Origin of the sequence: Streptoalloteichus hindustanus (genome assembly GCF_900129375.1) — a bacterium.
Taxonomy (GTDB): Bacteria; Actinomycetota; Actinomycetes; order Mycobacteriales; family Pseudonocardiaceae; genus Streptoalloteichus; species Streptoalloteichus hindustanus.
In genome coordinates, this window is sequence record NZ_FQVN01000019.1 from 45,596 (window position 1) to 69,464 (window position 23,869).

The window sequence follows — 23,869 nt, forward strand, 5'->3', positions numbered from 1 at the left end:
CCGGCGGGGGTTCGCCGGCGGCGCTGACGCCCCGCGTCCACCGCCGCTCCTGGTCACGGGAACGGGGAACACCCGAATTCGACAATGATCAGCGAACGGTCACCGAACGGGGTCGGTCGCCTCGGCGTCGGAAACGGGAGGAGAATTCCCGGCCGACGGTTCCGGCGGCGGTCCCGAATGGGGTGGCCACCGCTTCGGGTGGTCGTCGCGACCCGAGTTGTCCCCCTTCCGTCGCGCGTGCTTCGATGACGATCAGCTCGGTGAGGCAACGGCACATGCTATGGCGACGCCGTTCGGTGTCGCCCGGGGTTCCGTGTTCTGATCGCCACTTCTGATCACCGCGGGGGAATCCATGTCTGCAGCGGAGTCGGCTCACGTTGACCGCCGGTTGGCGCGCGACCCCGTCGCCGTCGTCGGCGTGGCGGGCGTCTTCCCGGGGGCACGGGACGTCCGCGAGTTCTGGACCAACGTCGTGGCCGGCGCGGACTGCACGAGCGCGGTGCCGGGCGCCCGGTGGCGGGTGCCCGGCGACCTGGGCGACACGGGGAACCCGGCGGACCCCGAACCCGGCGCCGAGAGCGGAGCTGTCGGCGCTGTCGGACCCGGCGGACCTGGCGCCGACGGCCGCCGCCGCGCCGGCGTCCTGCCCGAGGTCACCTTCGACCCGCTGGAGTTCGGCATGCCCGCCGACGTGGCGGCCTCGGCCGGGGTCGCCCGGTTGCTTAGCCTGGTGGTGGCCAGGGACGCGCTGCGCGACGCGGGCTGCGACGTGGCCCCGTGGTACGACCCGGCGCGGACCGGCGTCGTCCTCGGCTGCTCGGGCGGCGGGGCCGGGGGAGAGCTCTCGGTGAGCTCGGCGATCTCGGCGTGGGCGAGGGTCCCCGTGCTGCGCGGCATCCTGCGTGAGGCCGGCTTCGACGAGCGGCGGATCGACGAGATCGCGAACCGGGTCGGCCACGGGTCCGCCGGCCGGGCCGCGCGGGACGCCCGGACCACGGCCGACACCCCGGACAGCGGGGACACCGCGAACTTCTCGGAGGCGACCCACGGCCGGCGGACCGGGGAGCGCCCGCCCGACACCGCGCTGGACACGGACGCCGCGCTGGACACCGCCCTCGCGAGCTGGATCGCCAGCCGGTTCGACCTCGGCGGCCTGGCCTGCGCCGTGGACGCGGCCGGGGCCAGCTCCCTCGCGGCGGTGCGGGTGGCCGTCGGCGAACTGGTCGAGCGCCGGGCCGACCTGATGATCGCCGGCGGCTGCGACGTCGCCGAGGAGCCGGCGGCGCCGGCCGGACCGGGCGCCGCCCCCACCCTGTCGGCCACCCAGGTCGTCCGCCCGTTCGACGCCAACGCCGACGGCACGCTGCTCGGCGAGGGCGTTGGCATGGTGGCGCTCAAACGCCTCGCCGACGCCGAGCGGGACGGCGACCGGGTCTACGCGGTGATCCGCGGCATGGGCCACGGCAGCGACGCGCGGGGGGCCACCGTCCACGCGCCCAGCCTGGAGGGCCAGCTCGTCACCCTGCGCCGCGCCTACGAGGACGCGGACTGCCCGCCCCGGTCGGTGGCGCTGTTCGAGGCGCACGGGACCGGGACGCCGGGCGAGGACGAGATCGAGCTGCGCGCGTTGCACGCGCTGACCTCGGGGACCGATCGGACCGACCGGACCGACCCGCCCGCGCCGCCGGGGTCCTCCGCTCCGCCGGCGCCGGCGGCGTTGTTCGCCGTGGGCAGCGTCAAGTCGCAGATCGGGCACACCGGCGCTGCCGCCGGCGCGGCCGGGCTGGTCAAGCTGGCCCTGGCGCTACACCACCGGGTCCTGCCGCCCACCGTCAACGTCGACCGGCCCGCCGAGGCGGCGCTGGGCCAGGAGTCCCCGCTCTACGTCAACACCGAGACCCGGCCGTGGATCGGCGACCCGCGCCGACCGGTGCGCCGGGCCGCCGTGTCCGCCTTCGGCGCGGGGGGCGCCTCCTTCCACGTCGTGCTCGACGAGCACGAGCCGTCGGCCGGCCTGCTCCAGGTCTCCCACGCCTGCGCCCGCGTCCACCTCTGGCACGCGCCGGACGTGGCGTCGCTGCGCGCGGCGGTGGCCGAGGGCCCGGGGCTGAGCACGACCACCCCGGTGCCCGAGGACCGCCTCCGGGCCGGGTTCGTCTCCCGGGACCCCGCCGAGTTCGCCGAACTGCGCGCCCTGCTGCTCGACCGGCTCCGGGAGTGGGACGGCGGCACCCCGTGGCAGCACCGGCGCGGGGTGCACCTGCGCCCGTCGGGTCTGCCCGAGTCGGCGCGGGTGGCGGCGTTGTTCGCCGACCAGGGCAGCCAGTACGTCGGCATGGCCCGGACCGCGGTGCTCGCGGTCCCGCCGGCGCGCGCCGCGTTCGACGCGGTCAACCAGCGGTTCACGACCGGGCCGACCCTGGCCGGCGTCGTGTTCCCGCCGCCGGTGGCGGGGGTCGTCGGCGCCGCCGGCGAGGAGGCCAGGGCGCGGGCCGAGGAGCTGTTGCGGCGGCCCGAGTACGCGCAGCCGGCGATCGGCGCGGTGGCACTGGGCCAGTACCGGTTCCTCACGGTGTGTGGCTTCCGGCCGCAGGGCCTGCTGGGCCACAGCTTCGGCGAGCTGACCGCGTTGTGGGCGGCCGGCTGCCTCGACGACGAGACGTTCTTCCAGCTCGCCGTGGCCAGGGGCCGGGCGATGGCGCCGCAGGTCGACAACGGCCGCGACCCCGGCGCGATGGCGATGGTGCGCGCCCCCGCCGCCGCCGTCGACACCCTGCTCGCCGCGCACCCGGACCTGGTGGTGTGCCACTACGACGCCCCCGACCAGCTCGTGGTCGGCGGCCCCACGCTGGCCGTCGACGCCTTCGTCACCTCCTGCGCCGACCAGCGGATCTTCGCCAGGGTGCTGCCGGCGGCCGCCGCGTTCCACACCGCCCACGTCCAGCACGCCGTCGACGAGTTCGCCGCGGCGGTGGCCGCCGCCGCGTTCCGCCCGCCCCGCGTCCCGGTGTACGCCAACACGCGCGGCGCCCGCTACGGCGAGGACGTCGAGGCGACCCGGCGGGTGCTCGTCGAGCAGCTTCGGCACCCGGTGGACTTCGCCGGCCGGCTGGAGGAGATGCACCGGGACGGCTTCCGGGTCTTCGTCGAGTTCGGCCCGGGCCAGGCGCTCACCCGGCTGGTGGAGCGCACGCTGGGCGACCGGGGCGTCGTCGCGGTCGCCACCGACGGCGGCCCCGACCAGGACTCCGACGTCCAGCTCAAGCGCGCCGGCCTCCAGCTCGCCCTGCTCGGGCAGCCGTTGGCCGACCTCAACCGCTACCTGGCCCCCGCGCCGGAGCGCCGCACGCCGTCGCCGTCGGCCGTCGTGCTCCGGCGGCGCGCCGAGGCCGGGCGGGAACCCGGGGCGGGCGCTGACGGCACCGCGACCGGGGCCGCCACCGGGACCGCCGTGGAGCGGGCGGCCGGGCTGCCCCAGTGGACGGTCCCGCCGGACGCCGCCGCCACCACGTCGGTCGCGGACCGCGCCCCGGCCCCGGTCCAGCGGGTCGTCGGGGCCGCGCGGCCGGCGGAGCCGGTGGCCACGTGGCGCACCACGAGCGAGAGCGACGCGGTCGCGCCTCCCGAGCCGGAGCCAGCGGCGGCGGCCGGCCAGCCGGCCGACCCCACCCCGGACCTCGCCCGGATCGCCGCCGACCACCTGGCGCTGCACCGGCGTTACCTGGACGGTCAGCTCCGGGTGGCCGAACGGCTCGGGTCGCTGCTCACCCGCTCGCTCGACACCGCGGGGCTCGCCGAGGGCGTCACCGCCCTGCGCGACCACAGCCTGGCGTTGGGCGAGGCCCACATCAGGGCGAACGAGGCGTTGGCGGCGCTGCTCCGGCTGAACGCCGAGGCCACCGGCACCAGCGGCGCCACCGGAGCGCCGGGCGCTGCCGCCGCCCCCGCCGCTCGCGTCGCCGACCCCGGCGTCCCGACCGGCCCGGCTCCCGCCGCGCCCAGGCCCGGGGCCGACGAGGCCCGGCAGGACCCCGGCGTCCCCGCCCCTGCCGAGAACAACGTTGCCAACGCGGCCAACGCGGCCGGCGTCGCCGCCACCCCGCGGCACGCCGTGCCGCCACCGAACCGGCCGGTCCGACCGGCGGCCCTCCCCGCGGGCGCCGCACCCGCGACCCCACCGCAGGCCCCGCCTCAGACGCCGCCGCCGACGTCGTCCCAGACCCCACCCGCCGGGCCCCCACCCGCCGCGCCACCGGCGGCCCGCCCGCCCGCGACCGGGCCCCGGCAGCGCCGGGAGGCCGGCGGAACCGGCCCGGACGAGCAGGACCTCGTCGCCCGGCTGCGGCAACTGATCGCCGAGCGCGCCGGCCGCGACCCGCGGACGCTCGAACCGCACCTGGACCTGGAGGCCGACCTGGGGCTCGACTCGCTCGACCGGGTGCGCGTCCTCGGCGAGGTCTGGCGACGCCTCCCGGTCCGGCTCGACCAGAGCGCCACGCCCACGGCCCACCTCACCGCGTTCCGCACGGTCGGGGACGCGCTGCGGCTGCCGCGCCTGCTGCTCCAGAGCACCGCGTCGCCCACCGCGAAGCCGCAGGAGATCCTCCGGTCCCGCGTCGGGCTCGTCGAGCTGCCCGAGATCGACGCGCTGGCCGGCGCGTTCCGGACCGAGCGGATCGCCATGGTGGTCGCCGACGGCTCCGACCTGCCGCCGGCGCTGGCCAGGGCGCTGCGGGAGCGGGGGTGGCGGGTGCGCGTCCTCGCCCTGCCCGGCGTCCCGGTCGAGGACCCGGAGGCGGTGCGGCTCGGGGACTGGAGCGAGGACTCGCTCACCGCGACGCTGGCCGGAGTCCTGCCCGGGCAGGGCGTCGACCTGTGCGTGCTGCCGATCGTCGCCGACGACGAGCACGCGGTGCCCCGGCTCACGCACGCGGTGCTGACCGCCAAGCACGTGCTGCGGGCGTTGACCGCGACCGCCGGCGCCGGCCGCCGCGCCGCGTTCGTGACCGTGACCCGGCTGGACGGGGCGCTCGGCTACACCGGCTCGGCCGCCAACTCCTCGCTGGTCGGCGGGGTGTCCGGGCTGGTGCGGACGCTGGCCCTGGAGGCGCCGGCGCTGTTCTGCCGGGCGCTGGACCTCGCCCCGACACTGCCCGCCGACGAGGCCGCGCGACTGGTGGTCGCCGAGCTCGACGACGTCGCGCGGGACGTGGTCGAGGTGGCGCTGGACGGGGCGCGCCGGCGCACCGTCACCGCCGTGCCCAGCCCGCTGCCGGCGCGCGAGCCCGCCCCGCCGGCGCTGGGCGCCGACGACGTCCTCGTCGTGACCGGCGGCGGCCGCGGGGTGACCGCGTGGTGCGTCACCGAGCTGATGCGCCGGCAGCCCTGCTCGGTGCTGGTGCTCGGGCGCACCGAGCTGACCGAGGAGCCCGAGTGGGCGGTCAACCGGGCGGCCGGCGAGCTGCCCGACGCGCTGACGGCCCACCTCAGGGCCAGGGGCACGGTGCTCGGCCCCGCCCGGTTCGCGCAGGCGGTGCGGGACGTCCGCGCCCGCAGGGAGATCCGGGGCACGTTGGCCGCGCTGACCGCGGCCGGGGCCCGCGCCGAGTACCTCGTCGTGGACGTCACCGACGCCGCCGCGGTCCAGGCCGCCCTGCGGCCGCACGCCCACCGGGTCACCGCGGTCGTCCACGGCGCCGGCGTGCTGGCCGACGCCGGTCTGCCGCGCAAGAACGCCACCGACGTGGAGCGGGTGCTGGGCGTGAAGCTGACCGGCCTGCGCAACGTCCTGTCCGCGCTGGACCAGGAGCGCCTGCGGCACCTGGTCCTGTTCGGCTCGGCGGCCGGCTGGTTCGGCAACCCCGGGCAGGCCGACTACGCGGCGGCCAACGCCGCGCTCAACCGGCTGGCCTGCGCCTGGCGCGCGCGGCGCCCCGGCTGCCGGGTCACCGCCGTCAACTGGGGCCCGTGGGACGGCGGCATGGTCGAGCCGTGGGCCCGCGCCGGCTTCGCGCTGCGGGGTGTCCCGCTGCTGCCGAGGGAGGCCGGGGTCGAGCGGTTCCTCGCCGAGTTCGACGCCGAGGAGAGCCCGGTGGTGCTGGTCGCCCCGGCCGCCCGCGCCCTGCCGCCGCGCGCCCCGGCGCCGTTCGCCGGGATCAAGGTGGAGCGCCGGCTGGAGCGGCTCGCGTGCGACCCGGTCGTCCAGGACCACGGGATCGGCGGCAGCCCGGTGCTGCCGCTGGCCGCCGCCGTCGGCTGGTGCGTCAACGTGCTGGAGCGGGCGCACCCGGGGTGGCAGGTCGTGGAGTGCCGGGACGTCCGGCTGCACAAGGGCGTGGTGTGCGACGGCGGCGAGTGGTCGCGGTTCGTGCTGGAGGCCGTGCCCGCCAGGGAGAACGCCTTCCAGGTGACGATCGTCAGCGAGGACGCGCCCGCCCGGTCCTGGCCGCGCTACGCCGGCACGTTCCGGCTGGCCGACCGGCCGCTGAGCGCGCCCCCGGTCCGGCGGTCCTGGGCCCGGCGGCTGGCCGAGCTCGGCGGCGAGCGCGCGCCGGCCTGGTACGAGGACGTCCTGTCGACCGGGCCGAGCCTGCGCGGTCTGGGCCGGCTGCTGGAGCAGGACGGGACTCGCCTGGTCGTGGAGTGCCGGATGCGCGACGTGCCGCTGGCGCACGGCGCCTTCGCCGGGCGGCTGCACAGCCCGGTGCTGGCCGACCAGGTCCTGCAGGCGGCGATGCTGGGGGCCGCCCGCTGCCACGGGGTGTCCAGCCTGCCGGTGGCGATCGAGCGCGTCGAGATGTTCGACCGGCTGCCCGACGACCAGCCGTTCGTGCTGGAGGTCGACGCGGTGCGCCGGGGCGCGGCCGGCCTGTCCTGCACTGTCGTGGCGTGCGCGCCCGACGGGCGGGTCTACCAGCGGTACACGGGGGTGTCGATGGCGGGGCCGGCCAGTGGCGAGCCCTCGCCGGCGCCGGCCCTGACCGAGGCCGCCGGCTGAGTTCTGACGGGCGCCGGCCGGCGCCCGTCCCGACCGATGTGATCCTTCCTGTCGCGTGAGGTGCTTGAGGATGGCCGTTCCCGAATCCGGGATCCCGACGAACGCGCTCGCCGTCGCCGGCGACGACCCGCGTGCCCAGGGGGGTGGGGAGCCGAGGGGACACGACGACCTCCTGGCGATGTCACACCAGATCCAGGTGCTGCACCACCAGGTGCTGCGCGCGCACGCCGCCACCCTCGACGCGCACCAGGCCATCCAGGAGCGCCTGATCGCCGGCCTCGGCGCCGGCGGCGACCAGCGCCCGTGGGGGCGGCCCGAGGAGCGCCGGTGACGAGCTCGTCCCCGCCGGCGCTCACCCCGGGCGCCGTGCCGCCGCAACGCGGCGTGCACCACGACATCGAGAACATCCGGCAGATCATCGCCGCGACGGACGCGCCGTGCTTCGTCGTCCGCACCCCCCGCGGGCTCGGCGCGTGCGCCGCGTTGCCGTCCGAGAGCCCGGTGGACGTCCTCGCCTACTGCCCGCCGACACCGCCGGAGCGGCTGGGCTCGGCGGAGTTCCCGCGCCGGCACGGGGTGCGCCAGCCCTACATGGCCGGCGCGATGGGCGGCGGCGTCGCCTCCGTGCCGCTGGTCGTCGCGCTGGCCAGGGCCGGGTTCCTCGCCTCCTACGGCGCCGCCGGCGTCGACCCGGCGCGGGTGGACGAGGCGGTGGGCCGCCTGCGCCGCGAGCTGCCCGGCGGGTCGTTCGCGGTGAACCTGCACGACGACGCCCGGCGGCCGGACCAGGTCGAGACGCTGGTCGAGCTGTTCCTGCGGCGCGGGGTGCGGTGCGTGGAGGCGTCGGCGTTCGCCCAGCTCGCCCCGGCGCTGGTGCGGTACCGGGCGGCCGGTCTGCGCCGGGACCCGCAGGGGCGGGTGCTGGCCGAGCACCGGGTGGTGGCCAAGGTCGTCGGGGTCGAGGCGGCCGAGCGGTTCCTGGCCCCCGCGCCGGGGCCGCTGCTCGGGGCGTTGGTGGCGCGGGGGCAGCTCACGCCGGAGCAGGCCGAGCTGGCCGCCAGGGTGCCGATGGCCGACGACGTCACGGTCGAGGTCGACGGGGCCGGCGACGCCTGCCCGTGGGCGGTGGCGCTGCCGACGGTCCTGGCCGCGCGCGACCGCGCCCAGGCCCGGTACGGGTACCCGGAGCCGGTCGGGGTCGGCGTGGCGGGGGGCATCGGCACCCCGGTCGCGGCGGCGGCCGCGTTCCACCTCGGCGTCGACTACGTGGTGACCGGCTCGGTGAACCAGTCCTGTGTGGAGGCGGCCACCTCCGACGCGGTCAAGCGGCTGCTCGCCAGGGCGGGCGTCGGTAGCTGCGAGCTGGCGCCCTGCGCGACGGGTTTCGAGGACGGCGCGGTGGTCCCGGTGCTGCGGGACGGGACGCGGTACTCGGCGCGGGCGCGTCGGCTGCGGCAGGTGTTCCTGGCCCACGAGGCCATCCACGAGATCGCGCCGACGGAGCGCCGCTGGCTGGAGGCGCAGGTCTTCGGGTGCGGCCTGGACCAGGCGTGGCGTCGGGTCCGCGACCAGCTCGGCCAGCAGGACCCGGCCGCGCTGGACCGCGCGGAGCGCGACCCGAAGCAGACCATGGCCCTGCTCTTCCGCTGGCACCTGGCCAGGACGGCCGGCTGGGCGGTCGACGGCGACCCGACGCACGAGCAGGACTACCAGATCCGCTGCGGCGCGGCGATGGGCGCGTTCAACGACTGGGTGCGGGGCACCGTGCTCGAACCCCTGCCGAACCGGCGGGTCGCCGAGGTGGCGCGGCACGTCATGCGCGGGGCGGCCTTCCACGCGCGGGTGGCCCAGCTCCGGTTGGCCGGCCTGCGCCTGCCCGAGGTCTGCGCGACCTACCGCCTCAGCCCGCCGGCGCGGCCGCAGGACCGACCGGCGACGGCCGCGCGCAACGGCCGGACCTATGGCTGATCCCGGGGCGTCCCGCGGGTGCGCCGCCGCCGACCGGAGCGCGGGGCCGGTGGCGGAGCGGCTGCCCAGGATGCGGTTGGCGCTGGATCGCGGGCGGCACGCGTGTTCCTGATCTCGCCGTTCGCCAGAACGTCCACAGTGGACGGACGTGGTCCGGGTTCCGGTCGGGGGCCGTCCCGCCGGGCCCGGTTCCGGCGGCGGTCGCTGCTCCAGGACCGCAACGGGTTCCCGTTGGGCATGGCGTTGGCCCTGGTGAGCGGTGCGGGGGCGTGGCGGTCCGCCCACCCGCCGACCGCCGGCGAACGGGCATGACGTGGAGGCGCCGGTGTTGCCTCGCGGTGGCCGTCGCGGCGTCGACGTCCCTCCTGCTGGGCGGGCGTCGGGAACCACCCGGCCCCGGCGCGCCGTCCCGACCGACGCCCCCGCGTCAGGTTGCCGGACCCTGCGCTGCCGACCAGGTTCCGCGCGTCCTGCCCAGGGCCGGGTCGCAGGTGCTCGGGGTCGCGTTGGCCGGGCCAGTCACCGTGCGGACGACGCGCGTGACCGGCCGGGTCCTCGGCCTGGCACCGGTGGCCCTCACCCCGGAGCTCCCGCCTGTCCCGCTGCTGCCCCACCCCGTCCGCACTCCGTCCGAAGTGGACGACCCGGTCGGGGTGGCGCCGGTCGCGAGCCTGCCCGGACTGACGATGTCGGCCACCTGACACCGGGGTCGGACCCGAGCGGTGAGACGGGGGACACGCGACATGCGCGGCGTGGATGACCCGTCCCCGGCCTCCGGGCCCGACGGCCGCCGCGACCGGTGGTCGGAACACCGCCGCGCGCGGCGGGAGGCGCTGGTCGACACGGCCCTCGGGGTGATCCGGCGGCTCGGGCCCGACTGGGGCATGGGCGACATGGCGCGTGCGGCCGGCGTCAGCAAACCCGTGCTGTACCGGTACTTCCGCGACAAGACCGAGCTCGACGACGCCGTGTGCGAGCGGGGAATGGACCTGTTGCGCCGGCGGCTGCCCTCCCCGGACGAGTTGGCCGACGCGCCCGCGCCGGAGTGGCTGTTCCAGCTCGCGCACGCCTACCTGGCCGTGGTGGAGGAGCACACCCAGCTCTACCGGTGCCTGGTCCACGTCGAGGCGGGTGGCGCGCCGCCGGCGGTCGGGTCCCGGCGGACGACGGTCATCGAGGTCGTCCGCGAGCTGGTGCGGCGGCGCATGGCCGGGGACGGCGACGGTGGCGGTGGCGGTCCGCTCGACCTGTGGAGCCACGCGGTGGCCGGCCTGGTGCTGGCGGCGGGGGACTGGTGGCTGGAGCACGGCGGGCCGAGCAGGGAGTGGGCCGCGCGGCAGGTCAGCCTCCTCGCGGGCCCCGCCGTGGCCGCGACCCGGGACCACGACGGCTCCGCGCCCGCGTCGTCCCCGTGATCGCGCCGTCCCCGTGACCGTCGCGGTGTGACGGAGGTCAACCCGGGGGCCGGGTCGGTCCGCTCTGGACGACACTGGTTAGTGGACGTTAACTTCGCGGAGCGGGCCGGGGACGAGGAGGTCGGGCGGATGCGGGCACCACAGCGGGTCGGACGCGCGGGGCTGCCGGAGCGGGTGACCATCTGGGAGGTCGGCGCGCGCGACGGGCTGCAGAACGAGGGGACCGTGGTTCCGCTGGCGGTGAAGCTGGAGTTCCTGGACCGGCTCGCCGCGGCGGGCCTGGGCGTGGTGGAGGCGACCAGCTTCGTGCACCCGAAGTGGGTGCCGCAGCTCGCCGACGCCGACGAGCTGCTGGCCGCCATGACCCCGCGACCGGGCGTGCGGTACCCGGTGCTGGTGCCCAACGAGCGCGGCCTGGACCGGGCACTGGCCGCGGGGGTGCGGCACATCGCGATCTTCGCATCCGCGACCGAGACCTTCGCGCGGCGCAACCTCAACCGCTCCCTCGACGAGCAGTTCGCCATGTTCGAGCCCGTGGTCGGCCGGGCGCGGGCCGAGGGGCTGACCGTGCGCGGCTACGTGTCCATGTGCTTCGGCGACCCGTGGGAGGGCGAGGTGGCCGTGGACCAGGTGGTCGCCGTCGGCCGCCGGCTGGTGGACATGGGCTGCGAGCAGCTGTCCCTGGGCGACACCATCGGCGTCGGCACCCCGGGGCACGTCCAGGCGCTGATCGCGGCGTTCCGCGCCGCCGGGGTGGACCTCGCCGACCTGGCGGTGCACTTCCACGACACCTACGGCCAGGCCCTGGCCAACACCCTCGCCGCGCTGGAGTCCGGGGTGACGACGGTCGACGCGTCGGCGGGCGGCCTGGGCGGCTGCCCCTACGCCCGCTCGGCCACCGGGAACCTCGCCACCGAGGACCTCGTGTGGATGCTCGACGGGCTGGGCGTCGAGCACGGGGTGGACCTGGCGGCGCTGGTGGCGACCAGCGTGTGGATGGCCGAGCGGCTCGGCCGGCCGAGCCCGTCCCGCGTCGTGCGGGCGTTGGCCAACGCCGACAGCGCCGACTGACCGGGTCGGCTCGCCGGCTCGCCGGCCGGTGCTGTCGGCGCTGGCCGAGCGGCACTCGTGACTTGGGTCCACCGGGGAAACATGGGATCGTTCTCACGCGTCATGGCGGGGGGCTTGGCGCGTCTGGATGGTGGAGATCGCATTCCCACCCTCGGAGGAGAACAGCGTGCTGTCCGAAGTCCCCCCACCGCGGCCCGAGTGGGACCGCGCCAAGTCACGCGTCGAACTGGTGCTGCGCCTGGACGACGTCCTCGACCGGGCCGACGGTGTGCCGCAGGGGCTGACCGACCGGGTGCTCGCGGCCATGATCGACAGTTGGGACGGCCCGAACTGACCCGACCCGCCCTGTTCACCCCGTTCGCGCCGCGCGGCGCCGTCCCAGCCTTCCCCCGCCGACCCGGCCGTCCCCGGGCGGGATCTCAGGCGAGGTCGCGCTCGGCGCGCGCCACGGCCGCGAACTCCTCCTCGGGCGCGTCGGCCACCAGGCGGTGCCGGCTGTGGAACCAGAAGTACGCCAGCGCGACCACGACGATCCCCGCGGTGACCAGCGCCGCGGTCGGATCCACCAGGAACGTGGCGATCACGGCGGCCACCGCCAGGACCAGGGCCACGCCCGTGGTGACGATTCCGCCCGGCGTGCGGTACGGGCGCGGCAGGTCCGGCTCGCGGACGCGCAACACGATGTGCGACAACGTCATCAGGACGTAGGACAGCGTGGCGCCGAAGACCGCGACGTTGATCAGCCGCTCGCCGTCCCCGACGCACGCCGCGAGGAGGAACCCGACCGTCCCCGGCACGAGCAACGCGGTGTACGGCGTGCGCCGGCGCCCGGTGAGGGACAGCCACCTCGGCAGGTATCCCGCGCGGGACAGGGCGAAGAGCTGCCGGGAGTACGCGTAGATGATCGAGAAGAAGCTGGCGACCAGTCCGGCCAGCCCCACGTGGTTGACGAACTGGGACAGCGGCGTGACGCCACCGGAGGCGACGACCACCGCGTGCGGCAACGGGTTGTCCGAGCGGGCGATCGCCGCCGACCCGGCCGCGCCGGGCGCCACCACGAGGATGAGCGCCGCGAGCCCCAGCAGCACCACCGTGGCGGCCACGATCCCGCGCGGCAGGTCGCGGCCCGGGTCGCGGGTCTCCTCGGCGGCCAGCGGGACGCTCTCCACGGCGAGGAAGAACCAGATCCCGTACACCAGCGCGGCGAACACCCCGGTGACGCCGAACGGCAGGAACGGGCTCGCGCCGGCCGCGTCGGTGGGCGGGATGTCGAACAGCCGGCCCGGGTCGAACCGGGGTGCCATGCCGACCACGAACACCACCAGCGCGACGACCGCGACCGCGGTGACCGCGAACACCAGCCGCAGCGCCTCGCCGACCCCGCGCAGGTGGACCCCGACGAAGATCGCGTAGCAGGCCAGGTACACCGGCCAGGAGTTGGTGAGTCCGAACAGGCCCAGCGCCTCCACGTAGCCGCCGATGAACACGGCGATCGCGGCGGGCGCGATGGTGTACTCGACGAGGATGGCCGTGCCGGTGGCGAAACCGCCGAGCGGGCCCAGCGCGCGGCGCGCGAAGCCGTAGCCGGCGCCGGCCACCGGCATCGCGGAGGCCAGCTCGGCCAGGCCGAACACCATGCAGGTGTACATGGTGGCCATCAGGGCCGTGGCGACGAGCAGGCCGCCCCACCCGCCGTGGGCCAGCCCGAAGTTCCAGCCGGCGAAGTCGCCGGAGATCACCGACGACACGCCGAGCCCGGCCAGCAGCACCCAGCCGGCCGCACCCCGGCGCAGCCGCCTGCGGTCCAGGTAGCCGGCGTCCACCCGCTGGTAGCCGACGTTCCGGGAGTGTGGTCGGTCGTCGTTCACGCGCCCCTCCGTCCGCCGGGTCGCCCGTCCGCCGGCGCGCCCCCGCGTCGACTCTGCTCGGCGACGGGCCGGAATCGGGTCAGTGGCTGATCATTCAGCCGGATGGGCGAAGAGGGTTGTGCCGGGGCCGGTCGCTGTCAAGGGTCGGACCGGGGACCTCCCCCTGATGGGAACCCCTGGCGGGACCCCTTGCGGGGACAGGACTTCCCGGCGTCCGCCGCGTCGGGGGTGTTGACACCGGTGTCGCCGGCTGCTTGCATCCGGCGGCACCAAAGGTCTGTTCGTGACCCATTCGGCCGACACGGGGCCAACACGGGGCCGACGCTGAGCCGGCGTCGGCCGGCGACATCGGGAGGCGCGGGCGTGGGGCGGTCCGAGGGTGTGCTCGACGTCGAGGGGCTGCGGGCGGCGGTCGACGGCGGACGCGTCGACACCGTGTTGCTGGCCATGACCGACATGCAGGGCCGCTTGCAGGGAAAGCGGTTGTCCGCGCGGTACTTCCTGGAGGAGGTGCTGGCGCACGGCGCGGAGGCGTGCGACTACCTGCTCGCGGTCGACGTCGACATGGGGACCGTCGGCGGTTTCGCGATGTCCTCCTGGGATCGCGGGTACGGCGACTTCGTGCTGCGGCCGGACCTCGGCACGCTGCGGGTGGTCCCGTGGCACGAGGCGACCGCGTTGGTCCTGGCCGACCTGACGTGGACCGACGGCAGCCCGGTCGTCGCCTCGCCGCGCCAGGTGCTGCGCCGCCAGCTCGACCGGCTGGCCGAGCGGGGCTGGGTCGCGCTCGCCGGCACCGAACTGGAGTTCATCGTCTTCCGCGACACCTACGAGGACGCGTGGCGTCGCGACTACCGGGATCTGACGCCGGCGAACCAGTACAACGTGGACTACTCGATGCTGGGCACCGGGCGCGTCGAGCCGTTGCTCCGGCGCATCCGCACGGGCATGGCCGGCGCCGGCATGTACGTCGAGTCGGCCAAGGGGGAGTGCAACCTCGGCCAGCACGAGATCGCCTTCCGGTACACCGACGCGTTGACCACCTGCGACAACCACGTGGTGTACAAGACCGGCGCGAAGGAGATCGCGGCGCAGGAGGGCATGAGCCTCACGTTCATGGCCAAGTACGACGAGCGCGAGGGGAACTCCTGCCACATCCACCTCAGCCTGCGGAGCGCCGACGGCGACCTGGTGCTCGCCGGGGACCGCGAGCACGGCTTCTCGCCGGTGATGGAGTGGTTCGTGGCCGGGCTGCTGGCCTGTCTGCCCGAGCTCACCCTGCTGTTCGCCCCGAACGTCAACTCCTACAAGCGTTTCGCCGCGGGCAGTTTCGCGCCCACCGCCGTGGCGTGGGGCCGCGACAACCGCACCTGCGCGCTGCGCGTGGTGGGTCAGGGGCCCTCGCTGCGGGTGGAGAACCGGGTGCCCGGCGGCGACGTCAACCCCTACCTCGCGGTCGCCGCGATGATCGCCGCCGGACTGCACGGCATCGAGCGGGAACTGGACCTGGGCGCGGCGTGCGACGGCAACGCCTACGCCGGGGACCGGCCGAGAGTGCCGGGGTCCCTGCCGGAGGCCGCCCGGCTGTTCGGCGACAGCAAGATCGCGCGAGCCGCGTTCGGCGACGACGTGGTGGAGCACTACCTCAACGCGGCGAGAGTCGAGATCGACGCCTTCGCCGCGGCCGTCACCGACTGGGAGCGCCGTCGTGGCTTCGAGCGGCTGTGACACGCCGGACGGCGTACCCGTGTCCCGGCCGGTGATCGGGATCAGCACCTACTCCGAGGTGGCGAGCTGGGGCGTGTGGCGTCGACGCGCCGACCTGCTTCCCCGCTCCTACACCGAGGTCGTCCTGCGGGCCGGCGGGCTCCCGGTGTTGCTGCCACCCCTGACGAGCGGCGCCGCCGACGCGGTGGCGACGGTTCACGGCCTGGTGCTGGCCGGCGGCGCGGACGTCGACCCCGCCACCTACGGAGCCACACCCGACCCCCGCACCACCGCGACCCGACCGGAGCGGGACGCGTGGGAGCTGGGGCTGCTGCGGCAGGCCCTCGACCGCGACCTCCCGGTGCTCGGCGTCTGCCGGGGGATGCAGCTGCTCAACGTCGGCTACGGCGGGACGCTCCGGCAGCACCTGCCCGAGGACGTGGGCCACGTCCAGCACCAGCGGGCGCCCGCGGAGTTCGGCCGCACCGCCGTGCGGGTCGCCGAGGGCAGCGGGCTGGCCCGGCGGGTCGGCCGGCGCTGCCTGGTCTCCTGCTACCACCACCAGGCCGTCGCACGGCTCGGCGCCGGCCTGACACCCGTGGCGTGGGCCGAGGACGGCACGGTCGAGGCCGTGGAGGACGCCGGCCGGGAGTTCGTCGTCGGGGTGCAGTGGCACCCGGAGCAGGACGCCGAGGAGGCCGAGCAGGCCGAGGCGTCAGCCGACGCGGCCCGCGCGCCGGCGGGCGGCGGCACGGACGCCGGGAGCCCGGCGCTGCGGTTGTTCGCCGCGCTCGTCAGGGCGGCGGGGAGACACGCGAGCAGGAGGGAGAACCGGTGACCCCGACCCACGACGTGATCAACCCGGCCACCGGGGAGGTGGTCGCGGCGGTGCCGATGGCGACCGCCGAGGAGGCCGACGCGGCGATCGCCGCCGCGGTCGCGGCGTTCCCCGCGTGGCGCGCGGTGGCGCCGGGGGACCGGGCCCGGTTGCTGCGGCGGTTCGCCGACCTGGTCGACGCGCACCGCGAGGAGCTGGCCGCGCTGGAGGTGCGCAACGCCGGCCACGTGATCGGCAACGCCCGCTGGGAGGCCGGCAACGTCCGCGACGTGCTGCACTACTACGCCGCCGCGCCGGAACGGCTGTTCGGCCGGCAGATCCCCGTGCCCGGCGGGCTGGACGTCACCTTCGCGGAACCGGTCGGCGTGGTCGGGGTGATCGTGCCGTGGAACTTCCCGATGCCGATCGCGGCGTGGGGCTTCGCGCCCGCGCTGGCCGCCGGCAACACCGTGGTGCTCAAACCCGCCGAGCTGACCCCGTTGACCGCCGTCCGGCTCGGCGAGTTGGCGAGGGAGGCCGGAATCCCCGACGGGGTCTTCCAGGTGGTGCCCGGCCGGGGCTCGGTGGTGGGCAGTCGGCTCGTCGAGCACCCGGACGTCCGCAAGATCTGCTTCACCGGCTCCACAGTGGTGGGCAAGCAGATCATGGCCGCCGCCGCGCAGCGGGTGAAGCGGGTGACCCTGGAGCTGGGCGGCAAGAGCGCCAACATCGTGTTCGCCGACGCGGACCTGGAGCGCGCGGCGGCCGCCGCCCCCTACGGCGTGTTCGACAACGCCGGCCAGGACTGCTGCGCGCGCTCCCGAATCCTCGTGCAACGCCGCGTTCACGACCGTTTCCTGGAGTTGTTGGAGCCCGCGGTCGCCGCCGTCCGCGTCGAGGATCCGACGCGCGAGACCGCCGAGATGGGGCCCCTGATCTCCGCCGCTCACCGCGACACCGTCGCGTCCTATGTGGACGAAAGCAGGGTCGCGTTCCGTGGGCAGTGCCCGGACGGCCCCGGATTCTGGTACCCGCCAACGGTTCTGCTCGCCGAGACGGGCGCGGAGCGGAGCTGGCGGGAGGAGGTCTTCGGGCCGGTCGTCTCCGTGCTGCCGTTCGAGGACGAGGCCGACGCGGTCCGCGTCGCCAACGACACCGAGTACGGCCTGGCCGGCTCGGTGTGGACCAGGGACGTGGGGCGCGCGCTGCGGGTGGCCAGGGCGGTGGAGGCCGGCAACCTCTCGGTCAACTCGCACTCGTCGGTCCGCTACTGGACGCCCTTCGGCGGCGTCAAGCAGTCCGGCCTGGGCCGGGAGCTGGGGCCGGACGCCCTCGCCGCGTTCACCGAGACCAAGAACGTGTTCATCGCGACCGAGGAGTGACCATGCAGCGTCTACAGGGCCGCGTCGCCGTCGTCACCGGCGCCGGCAGCGGGATCGGGCGGGCCAGCGCCAGGCGCCTGGCGGCCGAGGGCGCGCGCGTGGTGTGCGCCGACATCGACGAGGAGACCGGCAAGGCGGCGGCCAGCGAGGTCGACGGCCTCTTCGTGCGCGTCGACGTCAGCGACGAGGCCGAGGTCGAGGCCCTGTTCCTGGCGGCCGTCGACGAGTACGGCTCGGTCGACGTCGCCTTCAACAACGCCGGCATCTCCCCGCCCGAGGACGACTCGATCCTCGACACCGGGCTGGAGGCGTGGCGCCGGGTGCAGGAGGTCAACCTCACCTCCATCTACCTGTGCTGCAAGCACGCCATCCCGCACATGCGGCGGCAGGGCAGGGGATCGATCATCAACACCGCTTCCTTCGTCGCGGTGATGGGCGCGGCCACCTCGCAGATCTCCTACACCGCCTCGAAGGGCGGGGTGCTCGCCATGAGCCGGGAGCTGGGCGTGCAGTTCGCCCGCGAGGGCATCCGGGTCAACGCCCTGTGCCCGGGGCCGGTGAGCACCCCGCTGCTCCAGGAGCTGTTCGCCAAGGACCCGGAGCGGGCGGCACGCCGTCTGGTGCACGTGCCGATGGGCCGGTTCGCGAAGCCGGAGGAGATCGCGGGCGCGGTGGCCTTCCTCGCCAGCGACGACGCCTCGTTCGTCACCGCGTCGACCTTCCTCGTCGACGGCGGCATCTCCGGCGCCTACGTCACTCCACTGTAGACAGTCGCGGCCCGCTGGCGGCCCAGAACTCCCGTCGACCACCCGGCGCCCCTGACACGCTCTCCCGTGTCAGGGGCGCGTTCTGCTTCCTGTGGTTGATGTTGCTGCCCACCGCGTCCAGAGTGGCGGTGAAGAGTGACGTGGCAGCCGTTCTCGGCGCGGGGAAGGGATTGGCATGGCTGGGGTTGGCACGGGTGCCGGCGAGATCGAGGCGCGGAAGCGGGACAACGCGAAGAAGCTGGACGCGAAGGAGACCCAGCTCAGCGAGCTCCGGGTGGCACTGCGCCTGCGCGCCGTCTGGTTGGTCGCGAGCCTCGCCGTCTGCGGGGTGCTCGGCTGGGCGACCGTCGTCGGCATCTGGCGGTCCCACCCCCTGCCGTTCAGCTACGTCGGCCTGCTCGCGGGCCTGGTCTCAGCGGCCTTCGCGGCCCACCGCGTGCTCGGGATGCGACCGCGACTCGCGTCGCTCCGGTACGAGCTGCTGGAGCTGGAGAACCTGCGGACGGAACTCACGGCGGCCGGGGAGTCCGACCCGCTCACCGCCCTGCGGATCTACCGGGTGGAGTCGCTGGAGGACGCGGACGACTACCGCGCGCAGGCCCGCCGCAACCGCCGCGTGCACAACTTCTTCCAGGGGATCATCATCCTGGGGTCGATCATCGTCACCAGCCTGACGAGCGCCGGGCTCGAAGAGCCGTGGTTCCGCTGGGCGGCCGTCGTCACCGCCGCGCTGGTGAGCGTTTCCGCGGGCTTCACCGGCTACTTCAAGTACCGCGAGCGGAGCTTCAACCAGCAGCAGACCGCGGACGCGATCGAGAAGGAGTACGTGGCTGCCGAGCTGAGGATCGACCAGTACGACGGCTGCTCGGAGGAGCAGGCGTTGCGGAAGTTTGCCCTGAAGGTCGAGGACCTCAAGGAGGAGCAGCGGAAACGCGAGCTCCAACTGGAGCAGAGCTCTCCCGCCCAGGCCCACAAGGCGAGCTGAGGCGACCGCCACCTCCCCGCCCACACCCGAAGCGACCCTGACGTTCCTGAGCGTCAGGGTCGCTTCTCGTTGTGCGGCAACACGTTTCTCCCCTGTGATCTGGATCCCGGCCGTCCGGGAGGCACAACTCACGCCCGTGCGCCCGGTGTCCTCCGCGGCGCCGGCGATCATGACGGGTTCTTCTCGCTCGGGCCGCCGGTCCACGCGGTGAGGTGCGGGAGTGCGCCGGCGGCGGTCCGCGCAACGTGAGGCTCACGCCTGGTTCTCCGCCTCCCCGGGCACCAGCGTTCCCCGGGTCGGCGCACCGGAGCGACCTGGCGGCCCGGCCCTGACCAGCAGTACCGGGGCGTGGCCCCGGACGCGGACGGCGACTCGCTCGACCGGACCGTCCTCCGCGCCCACGAGATCGGCGGCTGAGCCGTCGAGCCCCGGGTGGCCCCGGCGCCGACCAGCACCGGGGCCGCCGCACCCCCGCGAGTCGCCGCGGCGCGCCCGGTTCACCCGTTGGGGTATGCGCTCCGGTCGGCCTTGCGTATGCTGCGGGCCACACAACCGAACACAGCGCCGTTCGAGCCCGGGCGGGAGAGACCTCCGGCGACGACCGGGGGCGCCGAAGGAGCAACCACTCCCTGGAAACTCTCAGGCACCACCAACCGTTCGGGCGAGGCGAACTCTGGAAAGCAGGTGTGCGGGCGTGCCCGCGCCCTCACCCACGGTGCAAACCCGCCCCCGGGCGCGGTGAAGCTCTCAGGTCCATGACAGAGCGGGGAGGCCGACCCAGGCATGCCGGCGACGGACCGGCACGTAACGAGGGAGCCTCCATGTCCGAAGACGTGTCCGGCGCCGACACGCCGCGCCGGAACCAGTCCCGGCCCACGCCGCTGCACGCGGTGCACGTCGCGCTCGGCGCGTCGATGACCGACTTCGCCGGCTGGTCGATGCCGCTGCGCTACACCAGCGAGCTGGCCGAGCACCACGCGGTGCGCAACGCCGCCGGTCTGTTCGACCTGTCCCACATGGGCGAGCTCGTCCTCACCGGGCCGGGCGCGGCCGCCGCGCTGGACCACGCCCTGGTCGGCAACATCGGCAAGCTCGCCGTGCGCCGCGCCCGCTACACGATGATCTGCGACGCCGACGGCGGCGTGCTCGACGACCTCATCGTCTACCGCCTCGGCGCGCAGGAGTACATGGTCGTCGCCAACGCCGCGAACACCGCGGTCGTCATGGCCGCGCTGACCGAGCGCGTCGCCGGCTTCGACACCGAGCTGCGCGACGCCACCGACGACTACGCGCTGGTCGCGTTGCAGGGGCCGCGCGCGGTGGAGCTGCTCGCGCCGCTGACCGACGCCGACCTCGGCTCGCTCAAGTACTACGCGTCCGCGCCGGCCACCGTGGCCGGCCACCCCGTGCTGCTCGCCCGCACCGGCTACACCGGCGAGGACGGGTTCGAGCTGTTCTGCTCGCCCGACGACGCCGAGTCGCTGTGGCAGGCCCTGCGCGCCGCCGGCGGCCCCGAGGTCCCGCTGCCCGCCGGCCTGGCCTGCCGCGACAGCCTCCGGCTGGAGGCCGGCATGCCGCTGTACGGCAACGAGCTGACCGCCGAGCGCACGCCGTTCGAGGCCGGCCTCGGCCGCGTGGTCAAGTTCGACAAGGGCGACTTCGTCGGGCGCGACGCGCTGCTCGCCCGCGCCGAGAGCGGACCGCGCGAGACCCTCGTCGGGCTGGTCGGCCGGGGCCGCCGCGCCCCGCGCGCCGGCTACCCGGTCGTCGACCCCGCCACCGGCGCCGCGCTCGGCGTCGTGACCAGCGGCGCGCCCTCGCCCACCCTGGGCAAGCCGGTCGCCATGGCCTACGTCCCGCTCGACCGGGCCGAGCCGGGCACCGAGCTGGCTGTCGACGTCCGCGGCCGCCAGGAGCCGGTCGACGTCGTCGCGCTGCCGTTCTACCGCCGCGAGGCCTGAGCGCCTCCGCCTCTCCCGACACCCCTCGCTCTTCCACGCCCGCGCCACCGCACGGCGCTGTGGCGTGTCCCACTCATACCCACTCTCCAGTCCACGGAGGAAGCCATGAGCGTTCCCGAGAACCTGCGCTACAGCGAGGAGCACGAGTGGTGCACCGCCGTCGAGGACGGCGTGACCACGATCGGCATCACCGCGCACGCCGCGACCGCCCTCGGCGACGTCGTGTACGTCCAGCTTCCCGAGGTGGGCCAGCAGATCGCCGCGGGCGAGAGCTGCGGCGAGATCGAGTCGACCAAGTCGGTCAGCGACCTGTTCGCCCCGGCCTCCGGCGAGGTCGTGGCCGTCAACACCGCCGTCGTGGACGACCCGAGCCTGGTCAACGACGACCCCTACGGCGAGGGCTGGCTGTTCCGCGTGCGGGTGGACACCCTGCCCGACCTGCTCGACGCCGCGGGTTACCGTGCCCTGGTCGGTGCCGACGACTGACCGGCCGAGGGCGTCCGGCGGACAACCCCACCCCACGACGAGGAGCAACGCATGGACCTGATGCACGCCCCGCTCGCCGAGCTCGACCCCGAGGTCGCCGAGGCGGTGGACGCCGAGCTGCGCCGCCAGCAGGGCACGCTGGAGATGATCGCCTCGGAGAACTTCGCCCCGGTGGCGGTGCTCGAGGCGCAGGGCTCGGTGCTGACCAACAAGTACGCCGAGGGCTACCCGGGCCGGCGGTACTACGGGGGTTGCGAGCACGTCGACGTCGTCGAGCGCCTGGCCATCGAGCGGATCAAGGCGCTGTTCGGCGCCCGGTTCGCCAACGTGCAGCCGCACTCCGGCGCGCAGGCCAACGCCGCCGCGATGTTCGCCCTGCTGGAGCCGGGCGACACCATCCTGGGCCTGGACCTGGCCCACGGCGGCCACCTCACCCACGGCATGCGGATCAACTTCTCCGGCAAGCTCTACAACGTGGTGGCCTACCACGTGTCGGAGGAGGACTACCAGGTCGACATGGCCGAGGTGGAGCGGCTGGCCAGGGAGCACCGGCCGAAGCTGATCGTCGCCGGCTGGTCGGCCTACCCGCGCCAGCTCGACTTCGCGGAGTTCCGCCGGATCGCCGACGAGGTCGGCGCCCACCTCATGGTCGACATGGCGCACTTCGCCGGCCTGGTGGCGGCGGGCCTGCACCCCAACCCGGTGCCGCACGCGCACGTGGTCACCACCACGACCCACAAGACGCTGGGCGGCCCGCGCGGCGGCGTGATCCTCAGCAACGACGCGGCCATCGCCAAGAAGATCAACTCCGCGGTGTTCCCCGGTCAGCAGGGCGGCCCGCTGGAGCACGTGATCGCGGCCAAGGCGGTGGCCTTCAAGGTCGCGGCCAGCCCCGAGTTCGCCGACCGGCAGCGCCGCACCCTGGAGGGCGCGAAGGTCCTGGCCGAGCGGCTCGGCCAGGACGACTGCGCCAAGGCCGGCGTGCGGGTCCTCACCGGCGGCACCGACGTGCACCTCGTGCTCGTCGACCTGCGGGACTCCGAGCTCGACGGCAAGCAGGCCGAGGACCTCCTGCACTCCGTCGGCATCACGGTCAACCGCAACGCGGTGCCGTTCGACCCCCGGCCGCCGATGGTGACCTCCGGCCTGCGGATCGGCACCCCGGCGCTGGCCACCCGCGGCTTCACCGCCGAGGACTTCGCCGAGGTCGCGGACGTGATCGCCGGCGCGCTCCAGCCGGAGCCGGACCTGGACGCGCTGCGCGCCCGGGTGTCCGCGCTCGCGGCGAAGCACCCGCTCTACCCCGGCCTGGGCGCCTGACGCCCGACGGCTCCGCTGGTCCGGCGCCGCGACCCCCCGGTGTCGTGGCGCCGGACCTTTTGCGTGGCGTATCACCGTGTGCCGTCGCGCCGGTGCCTAATCTCTTCTCGGTCAGACCATTGCCCGTGGGGGGAGGGCGGCGATGGGGAGGCGGGACAACGCGAATCCACGTGTTTCCGCTGGTGTCGACGCTGCTCGCCGCCTTGCGAATGCCGACGGCAGTCGGACGTGCGACCAGGCGTCGCTGGGCGCCAACCACGCCATCTTCCGGCCGCTGCGCACCGGCAACGCCTTCGAGGAGACCGTCGAACGCCTGCTGCAGGCGATCCGGCTCGGCGTGGTCGGTCCGGGCGAGCGCCTGCCCGCCGAGCGGGATCTCGCGGCCCGACTCCACGTCAGCCGTGTGACGTTGCGCGAGGCCATCCGCGCCCTGCACCAGGCCGGGTACGTGGAGTCCCGGCGCGGTCGCCACGGCGGGACCTTCGTCGTCGACCGGTTGCCCCGCGCGACCCGCGGGGGAGCGCGCGGTCTCGCCAGGCGACTCGGCGCGGCCGGGCTTGAGGACGTGTTCACCTTCCGGCACGTGCTGGAGACCGGCGCCGCCGAGGCCGCGGCCGCGCGGGAGCTGACCGCCGCCGAACGGGACCACCTGACCGCGCGCCTGGCCGAGGCGAACTCCGCCGACCTCACGGCCTTCCGGCGCAGGGACTCCCGGCTGCACCTGGCGATCGCCGAAGTGGCGGGTTCGCCTTCGCTGATCTCCGCGGTGGCCGACGTGCGGACCCGGCTGAACGAGCTGTTGGACGCGATCCCGTTGTTGGAGCGGAACATCGAGCACTCGCGGGAGCAGCACGAGCGGATCGTGGCCGCGATCCTCGCCGGCGATCCCGCGGCCGCCCGCGCGGCGATGGCCGAGCACCTCGCCGGCACCGCGTCCCTGCTGCGGGGCTTCCTGAGCTAGCGCGCCCGGGGTGGCTTTCGATCGCCGCACCCCCTCTGACCAGCCGATTTGACCTTCTCCGGTCCGGTGCGTAAATTTCTCCAGGTCAGCGCGGAACGGACTCCGAAACGGGGGCCGGAGCGCTGGAGAGCCGCGAACCAAGCTCCTGCCGGATGGTGGTAGAG

General features: G+C 75.2%; 17 protein-coding genes and 2 riboswitches. Of the genes, 16 read left to right on the forward strand and 1 reads right to left on the reverse strand.

The window, feature by feature from the left end:
• The first annotated feature begins 352 nt into the window (after positions 1–352).
• The 7 genes from BUE43_RS31380 (at position 353) to BUE43_RS34515 (ending at position 11,785) form a co-directional block, all read left to right on the forward strand.
• The gene (locus BUE43_RS31380) at positions 353–6,997 is read left to right on the forward strand and encodes a type I polyketide synthase (RefSeq protein ID WP_083960358.1); all 6,645 of its coding nucleotides are present in this window, start codon (positions 353–355) and stop codon (positions 6,995–6,997) included.
• A gap of 70 nt (positions 6,998–7,067) precedes the next feature.
• Positions 7,068–7,328 carry a hypothetical protein gene (locus BUE43_RS31385; protein WP_073489981.1) on the forward strand — a complete coding sequence of 87 codons (261 nt, stop codon included), beginning with the start codon at positions 7,068–7,070 and terminating at the stop codon, positions 7,326–7,328.
• Positions 7,325–8,965: a PfaD family polyunsaturated fatty acid/polyketide biosynthesis protein gene (locus BUE43_RS31390; RefSeq protein WP_073489982.1), complete on the forward strand. Its 1,641-nt coding sequence runs from the start codon at positions 7,325–7,327 to the stop codon at positions 8,963–8,965. The genes BUE43_RS31385 and BUE43_RS31390 overlap by 4 nt, the downstream gene beginning before the upstream one ends.
• A gap of 308 nt (positions 8,966–9,273) precedes the next feature.
• On the forward strand, positions 9,274–9,666 hold the full coding sequence (locus BUE43_RS33915; protein WP_143174515.1) for a hypothetical protein: 393 nt from the start codon (positions 9,274–9,276) through the stop codon (positions 9,664–9,666).
• Between the two features lie 42 nt (positions 9,667–9,708).
• The gene (locus BUE43_RS31405) at positions 9,709–10,380 is read left to right on the forward strand and encodes a TetR/AcrR family transcriptional regulator (RefSeq protein ID WP_073489985.1); all 672 of its coding nucleotides are present in this window, start codon (positions 9,709–9,711) and stop codon (positions 10,378–10,380) included.
• Between the two features lie 129 nt (positions 10,381–10,509).
• On the forward strand, positions 10,510–11,451 hold the full coding sequence (locus BUE43_RS31410) for a hydroxymethylglutaryl-CoA lyase (RefSeq protein ID WP_073489999.1): 942 nt from the start codon (positions 10,510–10,512) through the stop codon (positions 11,449–11,451).
• Between the two features lie 166 nt (positions 11,452–11,617).
• Positions 11,618–11,785, forward strand: coding sequence for a hypothetical protein (locus BUE43_RS34515; RefSeq protein WP_159447824.1), 168 nt, complete (start codon positions 11,618–11,620; stop codon positions 11,783–11,785).
• Between the two features lie 85 nt (positions 11,786–11,870).
• Here BUE43_RS34515 and eat read toward each other — a convergent pair whose 3' ends face one another.
• Positions 11,871–13,319, reverse strand: a complete 1,449-nt coding sequence (gene eat, locus BUE43_RS31415) for an ethanolamine permease (RefSeq protein ID WP_073489986.1) — start codon at positions 13,317–13,319, stop codon at positions 11,871–11,873.
• Between the two features lie 363 nt (positions 13,320–13,682).
• Between eat and BUE43_RS31420 the strand changes: the two genes are divergently transcribed.
• From BUE43_RS31420 to BUE43_RS31460, 9 genes are all read left to right on the forward strand, one after another.
• Positions 13,683–15,047 (forward strand): glutamine synthetase family protein, encoded by a 1,365-nt coding sequence (locus BUE43_RS31420; protein WP_234996027.1) that lies wholly within the window; start codon positions 13,683–13,685, stop codon positions 15,045–15,047.
• Between the two features lie 19 nt (positions 15,048–15,066).
• Entirely contained in the window at positions 15,067–15,864 is a 798-nt protein-coding gene (locus BUE43_RS31425) for a gamma-glutamyl-gamma-aminobutyrate hydrolase family protein (protein ID WP_073489987.1), read from the forward strand.
• Positions 15,861–17,225 (forward strand): aldehyde dehydrogenase family protein, encoded by a 1,365-nt coding sequence (locus tag BUE43_RS31430; RefSeq protein ID WP_073489988.1) that lies wholly within the window; start codon positions 15,861–15,863, stop codon positions 17,223–17,225. The genes BUE43_RS31425 and BUE43_RS31430 overlap by 4 nt, the downstream gene beginning before the upstream one ends.
• 2 nt (positions 17,226–17,227) lie before the next feature.
• Positions 17,228–17,992 (forward strand): 3-oxoacyl-ACP reductase, encoded by a 765-nt coding sequence (locus BUE43_RS31435; RefSeq protein ID WP_073489989.1) that lies wholly within the window; start codon positions 17,228–17,230, stop codon positions 17,990–17,992.
• 175 nt (positions 17,993–18,167) lie between these two features.
• On the forward strand, positions 18,168–18,977 hold the full coding sequence (locus BUE43_RS31440; RefSeq protein WP_200797739.1) for a DUF4231 domain-containing protein: 810 nt from the start codon (positions 18,168–18,170) through the stop codon (positions 18,975–18,977).
• A 569-nt stretch (positions 18,978–19,546) separates the two neighbouring features.
• A riboswitch (glycine riboswitch) is annotated at positions 19,547–19,643 on the forward strand.
• A riboswitch (glycine riboswitch) is annotated at positions 19,644–19,749 on the forward strand.
• A gap of 49 nt (positions 19,750–19,798) precedes the next feature.
• Complete coding sequence (gene gcvT / locus BUE43_RS31445) at positions 19,799–20,938, forward strand: glycine cleavage system aminomethyltransferase GcvT (protein WP_073489990.1); 1,140 nt, start codon at positions 19,799–19,801, stop codon at positions 20,936–20,938.
• A 105-nt stretch (positions 20,939–21,043) separates the two neighbouring features.
• The gene (gene gcvH / locus BUE43_RS31450; protein ID WP_073489991.1) at positions 21,044–21,424 is read left to right on the forward strand and encodes a glycine cleavage system protein GcvH; all 381 of its coding nucleotides are present in this window, start codon (positions 21,044–21,046) and stop codon (positions 21,422–21,424) included.
• Between the two features lie 51 nt (positions 21,425–21,475).
• A complete protein-coding gene (glyA, locus tag BUE43_RS31455; RefSeq protein ID WP_073489992.1) occupies positions 21,476–22,744 on the forward strand; it encodes a serine hydroxymethyltransferase in 1,269 nt (422 codons plus the stop codon).
• A gap of 142 nt (positions 22,745–22,886) precedes the next feature.
• Positions 22,887–23,705 (forward strand): FadR/GntR family transcriptional regulator, encoded by an 819-nt coding sequence (locus BUE43_RS31460; RefSeq protein ID WP_083960360.1) that lies wholly within the window; start codon positions 22,887–22,889, stop codon positions 23,703–23,705.
• Positions 23,706–23,869: the final 164 nt, after the last annotated feature.